Raw genomic sequence first — 7,920 nt, 5'->3', positions numbered from 1 at the left:
GGCATCGAGCACAGCCAAATTGGCGAGGAAATTGTCTTGCTGAGAAACCGGCGCGTGTGCCGTCACCAAAATGGATTCCATTTTCAACTGTTCTGCCTGAACGCCGCCAATAGCGAGCGGCAGGGCCAATGCGCCAACTAACTTATGTACTTTCAAAACGCTTCCTCAAATACTGAGCCTTCACTCAAACAACAAAAACAAAAACAAAAACAAAAACAGCCGAAAATATATTTCGAAGTTGACGAAAATAATGAGTCTGATCAGCAGAAAAGTGCCCGCGCGACAGGGGCTAGAGAGGCATATTCAGCCCCAGCAAGGCATTAGGGCAATGCACCGCGCACGGCAACAACACGCGAGGCGACCTCATGAGCCTTTTCCAGGCACACAGCAAGCGGCGCGCCGGAAAAACAGGCGGCAAGATAGCCGGCGTTAAAGGCGTCTCCGGCACCCGTAGTATCCACCACAGGGCCGCGATAATGGGATTGCGCTTCGGCGCTTTCGCCGTCTCGCCACGCCACCGCGCGCGCCTGCGGGCACTTGATCACCACCTCCCCGACACCAGCCGCCCAACAACGTTCGACAATGCCCTGCTGGCTATCTCGCTCCCACAGCGGCTGTTCGTCGATCATTGTGGGCAGCACCAAGTCACTATAACCGAGCATATCGGCGTGCCAGCGCTGGGCGATCTCGACAGAGTTCCACAGGGCCGGGCGATAATTGGGGTCGTATGCGACCTTAACGCCGGCTCGCTTTATCTCTTGCATCGCGTTCAAGAAGTTAACTTGCGACGCCTGGCCCATTACCGCCACGCTAATACCGCTGAGATACAGCCACTGGGCTTCGCAAATTTTTTCTATGCACAAGACAGTGCTTTCTTCGCTTGCAAACAAGCGCCGCGCAGGACTGTGTTCGCGCCAGTAGAAAAACTCCCGCTCACCACTGGGGTCATTCTGAATAAGGTACAAACCCGGCAGGTTCTGCCCACTCTGGAACATTGCGCCGGTATCTATACCCTCACTAGCCGCCGCGTCAATAATCTGCTGACTGAAACGGTCCGCACCGAGGGCGGTAATATAACTGACCGACACCCCCTGCCTTGCCAGCATCACCGCCGTATTATAACTGTCTCCGGCAAAGCCAAGAGACAACTGATTGCGACCGTTAGACGGCCGCAATTCCAGCATAACTTCACCCAAACATGCAACTCGCGTCACGGCTATTACCACTGATAAGCGATACTGGCACCGAACACCCGGTCGGCGTCCCGCGGCAGATAGTGAAAGGTATCGCGGCGATCATTAGACAAGGATAAGGCCGTTATTGAGTTGACGTAGCTTTGTTGAAACAAGTTTTTCACATAACCGGCAATTTCGAGTTGCCCGCCAACACCGATATAGCCCACCCGCAAATCCCAAATATCATAGGCGTCTTGAATGGTCAGCGGGTGTTGGTCGGCCTGGAATTGCACTTCGCTCTGGTAGCGTCCGGTGAGCTGGGAATACAGCGTACTTCCCTCATCGCTCAACACCCAATCGTAGCGACCCGTTATTGAACCACTCCACTTAGGCGCGTTGGACAAACTGCCGCCACTGACGTCCTGGCCATCGCATTCGCCGTCTCCATCATTGTCCTGAGCACCGCCCTCGTCCGCACGCTGGCCGACAAAACACTGGGTAATAAACTCGTTAAAAATTGCCTCGTTGTACAGCAGAGAACCAAACACCATCAGCGACTCGTTAGGCTTGGCTTTAAACTCTAATTCAACACCGCTGGTCTCCAACTCTCCGGCATTGTCCAACCGCAGGTCAGCAGCCACCCCGCCGCCCGACACATCGACAATCTGTGCTTGAAAGTCCTGGAATATGGTATTGAAGACCGTGGCATTGACTTCCAAGCGGTTGTCGAACAGGCGCGATTTAATACCCAACTCAAAGGAGTCAGCCGTTTCGGCCTCCACCGGATTATCAAAACTTTCCTGCTTGCTGCTACTCGTCACATCAAAGGCGCGGCCGCGATATCCCCGGGAATAACTGGCGTACAGTACACTGTGATCCGACCAGTCATATTGAACCGAAGCCGTGCCGGTGACCGCCGTATCATCGACCTCGGTCTCGGGAATCACCACGCTCGTTGACGCGGCGGTAAGCGGCGTCCCTGTCGCCGAGTCTTCTAGATCTTGGTAATTGGAATAGTTTGCCGTGAGCACTTCGTCGATATAGCGCAGCCCCAGGGTGCTGTGCCAGCGCTGTGCAAAATGCCAGGTTGCCTGACCAAACACTCCGAGATTTTCTGTCCGCACGGTATTATCAAAGCCCTGATTCACATCCACACTGCCGATATTGCCGGGTATATCCAGAGGCTCGGCCAGGGGAATACCCGCGACATTATTGGCGGCCAGATCGCTGATTCTGCGGTCGAAGTCATTGTCGAGGGTGTTATCAAACCACAGCGCACCCACAGTGTACTCCAGTGCGCCACCGCTGGGAGAAGAGAGGCGCAATTCCTGGGTGAAGGTTTCAACTTCGCGAGGACCGCCATTTTTCTCCAAGTCCACATTGACACCATCGAGCTTGGCCGCGGTCATGTCCGTCATCATATCGGCTTGGCGATACCCCGTTACCGAGGTGATAACATGCTCGCCAAGCTGCCAATCCGCCGACAAGGTAAAGGCCTGCACCTTCATATCGGCCTGAGTGCCATTAAACGTTCTGGCTTGGCGGTTTTCGGGGCCACTCTGAATTGGGTCGTTGTTCGCTTCGAGGTCTGGATTGGCGCTGCGCTGCACCTGTGGATAAGATCCCCCTTCACTGTCTTGATACTCGGCAACGAATTTAAGCGTCAAGGCTTCACTGGCATCCCAGACCAATTTCCCACGCGCTCCGGAACTGCGGCTATCGGGCAGCGTATTGTTGAAGGTGATATCTTCGATATGGCCCGTTGCGCGCTTTTCAAATAAGGTCAAGCGCGCCCCGAGATCACTGCTCAGCGGACCACTGACACTAAACTGAGCCTTGATAAAATCCCCCGGAAATTCATCGGGCTTCTCGTAGGTGAGCCGACCTCTCGCCTCAAACTCGGAATGCGGATCGCGGGTAATAATATGCACCAAACCGGCAGACGCGTTTTTGCCAAACAAGGTGCCCTGCGGCCCACGCAACACTTCAATCCGCTCGACGTCGGCAAAATCGAAATTCGCCAGACTGGTACGCGCCAAGGGCACACCGTCCACCACTACCGAGACATTAGGCTCTACCGCAGAACTGTAGACATCGGTGCCGACACCACGCACCCGGATAGAACTGTTTTGCGCACTGCTTCCGGGGGTGTATTTTAACGAGGGCACCATTTTTGTCAGATCGGAAACGCTGTTTATTTCATTATTCTCCAACAGCTCCCCGCCGAGCGCCGTCACCGCCATCGGCACGTCTTGCAGGCTTTGCTCGCGCTTCTGCGCGGTCACCATAACCTCTTCCAGCTGGGCATTGGCGGCTGTTGTTAATGCGCTGACAAATACGCTTAATGCAGTGAGTTTGACCTTACTATTTTTCATATTATTGGCCTTTTCAATTCCTTTGCTTACCAGTTAAACAAGCTGCCGTCTTCCAGGCGGTTCACCGGCAGATACGCCCGCTCATAGGGGTAGCGCGCAGCCAGCTCTTCATTAATATCCACCCCGTGCCCCGGCGTGTCGCCGACCAGCAGATAGCCGTCCTCAAAGTGGTAATCGTGGGGAAACACTTCATCGGTGGCTTCGGTGTGACGCATATATTCCTGCACACCGAAGTTGGGCACCCAGGTATCAAAGTGCAGTGCGGCGCCCATGGTTACCGGTGACAGGTCGGTAGCGCCGTGAAAACCGGTGCGCACCTCATAGAGTTCAGCCAGCGCCGCAATGCGTCGCAAATGACTGATACCGCCAGCGTGAACAATCGTCGCGCGGATGTAATCTACCAACTGTTCACTCAGCAGCGTTGTGCAATCGAAGATCGAACTGAACACCTCGCCCACCGCCAGCGGCGTGGTGGTGTGCTGACGAATCAGCCGGAAGCGCTCCTGCATTTCCGCAGGCACCGTGTCTTCCAGCCAGAACAGGCGATAGGGCTCGAGATCCTTGCCCAGTCGCGCGGCTTGTATCGGCGTCAGGCGGTGGTGGGCATCGTGCAGCAAGTGCAGCTCGTCACCCAAGCTGTCGCGAATCTTCTCGAACAACTTAGGCGCGTGGCGCATATACTTTTCCGTCGACCAGATGTTCTCTTCCGGCAGATTGGCGCTGGCCGGCTCGTAGTACATCTTGTCTTTGGAAACCCCGTAGGTGCTCGCCAAACCGGGAACACCCGACTGCGCTCTGATGGCGCGATAACCCATGTCCTTGTAACGGGCGACCTCATCTACGGTTTCCGCAATATCTGCGCCGTTAGCGTGACCGTATACCATCACACCGTTGCGCGAGCGCCCACCCAGCAGCTGGTATAGCGGCATCCCCGCCACCTTGGCCTTAATATCCCACAGCGCGACGTCGACCGCCGCGATCGCTGTCATCGTCACCGGGCCGCGTCGCCAGTAACAACCGCGATACAGGTACTGCCAGATATCTTCGATCTGCTGGGGGTCCCGGCCAATCAGGCAGGGCACCACATGCTCTTGTAGGTAGGCCACCACGGAGAGCTCACGGCCGTTAAGGGTCGCATCGCCTATCCCGTAAATGCCTTCGTCGGTGATAATTTTCAGAGTGACGAAATTCCGACCAGGGCAGCTAACAATCACTTTTGCATCTAGAATTTTCATAATATTTTCAATTTGTTAACGGAAATGGCTCTGCTAAACTCGGCCAGAACAGGCGAAACCGCAGCGACCTGACCCATACGGTCAGTACGGGTTTCCCCTGCAATAATTGGCCTGACCACTTAGCCAACTTACCAAGTTACCAGAATGCGAGCAAGGGTTTTTTATGGAGTTTCAGACCGTCAAACAGCAGCGCCTCTACATGCAAGTGGCCGAGCAAATCATCGGTATGATTGGCAAGGGCACCATCGACGTTGGCGCAAGACTGCCCTCCGAACGCGACCTGGCAGAAAAACTTGGCGTTAGCCGTCCGACCATCCGCGAAGCAATGATCGCGATGGAAATCTCCGGTGTCGTCGAGATTCGCAGCGGTTCCGGCGTCTATGTCACGCGCAAGCCCGGCCGGCAGGGCAGCCTGCCCCGCGAGCTCGGCGCCGGCCCCTTCGAAATACTGGAAGCTCGCTTGGCACTGGAGGGCGAAACAGCGGCCTTGGCGGCCGAGCGCATCGGCAAACAGGGCCTGCAAAAGCTCAAGGACCTGCTGGCGGAAATGGCCCGCGAAAACCAGCAAGAATCCGCCCATGAAGACGCCGACGAACAATTTCACCGGGTGATTGCCGAAGCCTCGGAAAACAGTGTGTTGCTGTCTGCCGTGGAGTGGCTGTGGACACTGCGCAATGAATCGGAAATCAGCCAGATGTTCCACCAGCGACTGCGCAACGAGGGTGTGCGGCCGATCATTGAAGATCATCAGGCCATCTACGATGCGCTGTGTGAAGGCAGCGCCAGCAAGGCGCGCAAAGCCATGCACAAGCATTTGCGCAGAGTGATCAAATCGCAGATCAGCGCCAAGAGCACTTGACCGCCGCGGGTGCCCGCCGAATAATGGACAGGTGGTCAGGCCAGTTTAGGCGACCAGGACAGTTTCATAATAAGGCGACACCCCGATGACCCATAGCAAGCGCAGCGATGCCCTCTCCCTACATCCAGACCGACTGTTCTCCTCCAGCCCCGACAAGCGGGCGCTGGCCTCGGCGCTTTACCAGCAGGTCAAAGACCTGCCAATCATCAGCCCCCATGGCCACACCGATCCGGCGTGGTTTGCCGGCAACGCCCGGTTTAGCGATGCCACTGAGCTGCTGATAAAGCCCGACCACTATGTGTTTCGCATGCTCTTTAGTCAGGGCATCAGCCTCGACCAACTCGGCATCAAGCGGCGCGATGGACAGGCGGTTGAAACTGACAATCGAAAAATCTGGCGCTGCTTCGCCGAGCACTACCACCTCTTTCTGGGAACCCCATCGCGGCTGTGGCTGGATCACGTTTTTGCCGAAATATTTGCCCTAGACAGAGTGCTTTGTGCAGAGACCGCCGACCTGTATTTCGACAGCATCAATGCCGCGCTGGCGACCGAGGACTTCCGCCCCCGCGCGCTGTTCGAGCGCTTCAACATTGAAGTATTGGCCACCACCGAGTCGCCACTGGATGAGCTGCCCCACCATCGCAGTCTGCGCGACAGCGACTGGGACGGGAGGGTGATTACCGCCTTTCGCCCCGACCCGGTTGTCGACCCCGAATTTGAAGGCTTTGCCGACAATCTGGCAACACTTAGCCAACTGAGCGGTGAAGATTGCCAGCAGTGGCAGGGCTACCTGGCCGCGCTCCGCCAGCGCCGCCGCTATTTTAAAGAGATGGGCGCGACGTCAACCGACCACGGTCACCCCACCGCCAATACCGCGGACCTCTCTGCTAGCGACTGCGAAACCCTGTTTGCCAAAATCCTCTCGGCTAATTTCTCGGCGGCCGATGCCGAACTGTTTCGCGCCCAGATGCTGACTGAAATGGCCGCAATGAGTCTCGACGACGGACTGGTCATGCAGCTGCACCCCGGCTCATTTCGCAATCACAACGCACAAGTGTTTGCTGGCTATGGCCGCGACAAGGGCGCAGACATGCCGATGCGCACCGACTATGTGAGCGCACTGAAACCGCTGCTCGACCGCTTTGGCAGTGAGCCTGCATTTAGCCTGATCGTCTTCACCCTGGACGAAAGTGTCTACGCCCGCGAGCTGGCGCCGCTAGCTGGCCACTACCCCTGCCTCAAGCTCGGCCCCGCCTGGTGGTTCCACGACAGTCCGGAAGGTATGCGCCGCTTTCGCCAGCAGACCACAGAAACCGCCGGTTTTTATAATACCGTCGGCTTTAACGACGACACCCGCGCCTTTCTGTCCATTCCTGCGCGCCACGATGTCGCGCGGCGCATGGACTGCCGCTACCTCGCCGAGCTGGTCGCCGACCACCGACTCACTGAAAACCAAGCCGCCGAGCTCATTGTTGAACTCAGCTACTCGCTGGCAAAACGGGCCTACAAGCTGTGAAACTACGCGACGTTAATCTGCCGAAACTCGAATCGCTGGGTATCGACAGCCCCCGCTACTCGCGCCGCGACACACGGGCTGGCATCGTCCATCTCGGTGTCGGCGCCTTTCATCGCGCCCACCAGGCCTGGTACACCGAAGCGGTATTAAATCGTTTTGGCGGCGACTGGCGCATCATCGGCGTCAGCCTGCGACGCCCCGATATGCGCGACAAACTACAGCCACAGGACGGACTGTATAGCCTGGTGACGCGCCACGGCGACGCGGCCCACTGCCAGGTCATCGGCGCCTTCAGCGACATCTTGGTTGCCCCCGAAGCCCCCGAGGCGGTCATCGCTGCGCTGGCCGCTGCCGCGACCCATGTCGTGACCCTGACCATTACCGAGAAAGGCTATGGCTTAGCCGCCGCCAGTGGCCGGCTAGACCTCGCCCACCCCGATATCGCCCACGACCTCACCGGCGAGGCTGCGCCGCGCAGCGCTATCGGCTTTCTATCCGCGGCCCTGGCGCGCCGTCGCCAGCAAGGCCTGACCGGCCTGACGCTGCTGTCCTGCGACAACCTCAGCGACAACGGTCACAAACTCAAGGCGGCCCTGCTGCAGTTCAGCGCCAAACAGGATGCCGATCTGGCGGCGTGGATCGAGCAACACTGCCGCTTCCCCAACACCATGGTCGATCGCATTGTGCCCGCGGTCACCGCCGAACAAATCGCGCAGTTCCGCTCGGACTTCGGCGTTGACGATAGTGCGCCGGTATTTAG

General features: G+C 57.4%; 5 protein-coding genes and 1 pseudogene. 3 read left to right on the top strand and 3 right to left on the bottom strand.

Annotated features, from left to right (window positions below; translation table 11 throughout):
* Window positions 1-320: 320 nt before the first annotated feature.
* Genes ABYM29_RS13620 through manD form a run of 3 tightly spaced genes read right to left on the bottom strand, consistent with a single transcriptional unit; the run spans window position 321 to window position 4,785 of the window.
* Window positions 321-1,214: a sugar kinase gene (locus tag ABYM29_RS13620; protein ID WP_372865321.1), complete on the bottom strand. Its 894-nt coding sequence runs from the start codon at window positions 1,212-1,214 to the stop codon at window positions 321-323.
* A 5-nt stretch (window positions 1,215-1,219) separates the two neighbouring features.
* Window positions 1,220-3,550, bottom strand: coding sequence for a TonB-dependent receptor (locus ABYM29_RS13615; RefSeq protein WP_372865320.1), 2,331 nt, complete (start codon window positions 3,548-3,550; stop codon window positions 1,220-1,222).
* 26 nt (window positions 3,551-3,576) lie between these two features.
* On the bottom strand, window positions 3,577-4,785 hold the full coding sequence (gene manD / locus ABYM29_RS13610; protein ID WP_372865319.1) for a D-mannonate dehydratase ManD: 1,209 nt from the start codon (window positions 4,783-4,785) through the stop codon (window positions 3,577-3,579).
* A gap of 163 nt (window positions 4,786-4,948) precedes the next feature.
* Between manD and ABYM29_RS13605 the strand changes: the two genes are divergently transcribed.
* The 3 genes and pseudogenes from ABYM29_RS13605 to ABYM29_RS13595 form a co-directional block, all read left to right on the top strand.
* Entirely contained in the window at window positions 4,949-5,644 is a 696-nt protein-coding gene (locus ABYM29_RS13605) for a FadR/GntR family transcriptional regulator (RefSeq protein ID WP_372865318.1), read from the top strand.
* Window positions 5,645-5,729: 85 nt separating this feature from the next.
* Window positions 5,730-7,160 carry a glucuronate isomerase gene (gene uxaC / locus ABYM29_RS13600; protein WP_372865317.1) on the top strand — a complete coding sequence of 477 codons (1,431 nt, stop codon included), beginning with the start codon at window positions 5,730-5,732 and terminating at the stop codon, window positions 7,158-7,160.
* A pseudogene (locus tag ABYM29_RS13595) lies at window positions 7,157-7,920 on the top strand (mannitol dehydrogenase family protein); the annotation flags it as partial. The gene uxaC and the pseudogene ABYM29_RS13595, both read left to right, overlap by 4 nt.

The sequence above is a fragment of the Spongiibacter sp. genome, from assembly GCF_041602295.1.
Taxonomy (GTDB): Bacteria; Pseudomonadota; Gammaproteobacteria; order Pseudomonadales; family Spongiibacteraceae; genus Spongiibacter.
This window is presented reverse-complemented; position numbering and strand designations above follow the sequence as displayed.

Bases quoted from the DNA above. Each gene is read 5' to 3' on its own strand.
- uxaC (WP_372865317.1), top strand. From the start codon at position 5,730: ATGACCCATAGCAAGCGCAGCGATGCCCTCTCCCTACATCCAGACCGA.
- ABYM29_RS13615 (WP_372865320.1), bottom strand. From the start codon at position 3,550: ATGAAAAATAGTAAGGTCAAACTCACTGCATTAAGCGTATTTGTCAGC.
- ABYM29_RS13605 (WP_372865318.1), top strand. From the start codon at position 4,949: ATGGAGTTTCAGACCGTCAAACAGCAGCGCCTCTACATGCAAGTGGCC.
- manD (WP_372865319.1), bottom strand. From the start codon at position 4,785: ATGAAAATTCTAGATGCAAAAGTGATTGTTAGCTGCCCTGGTCGGAAT.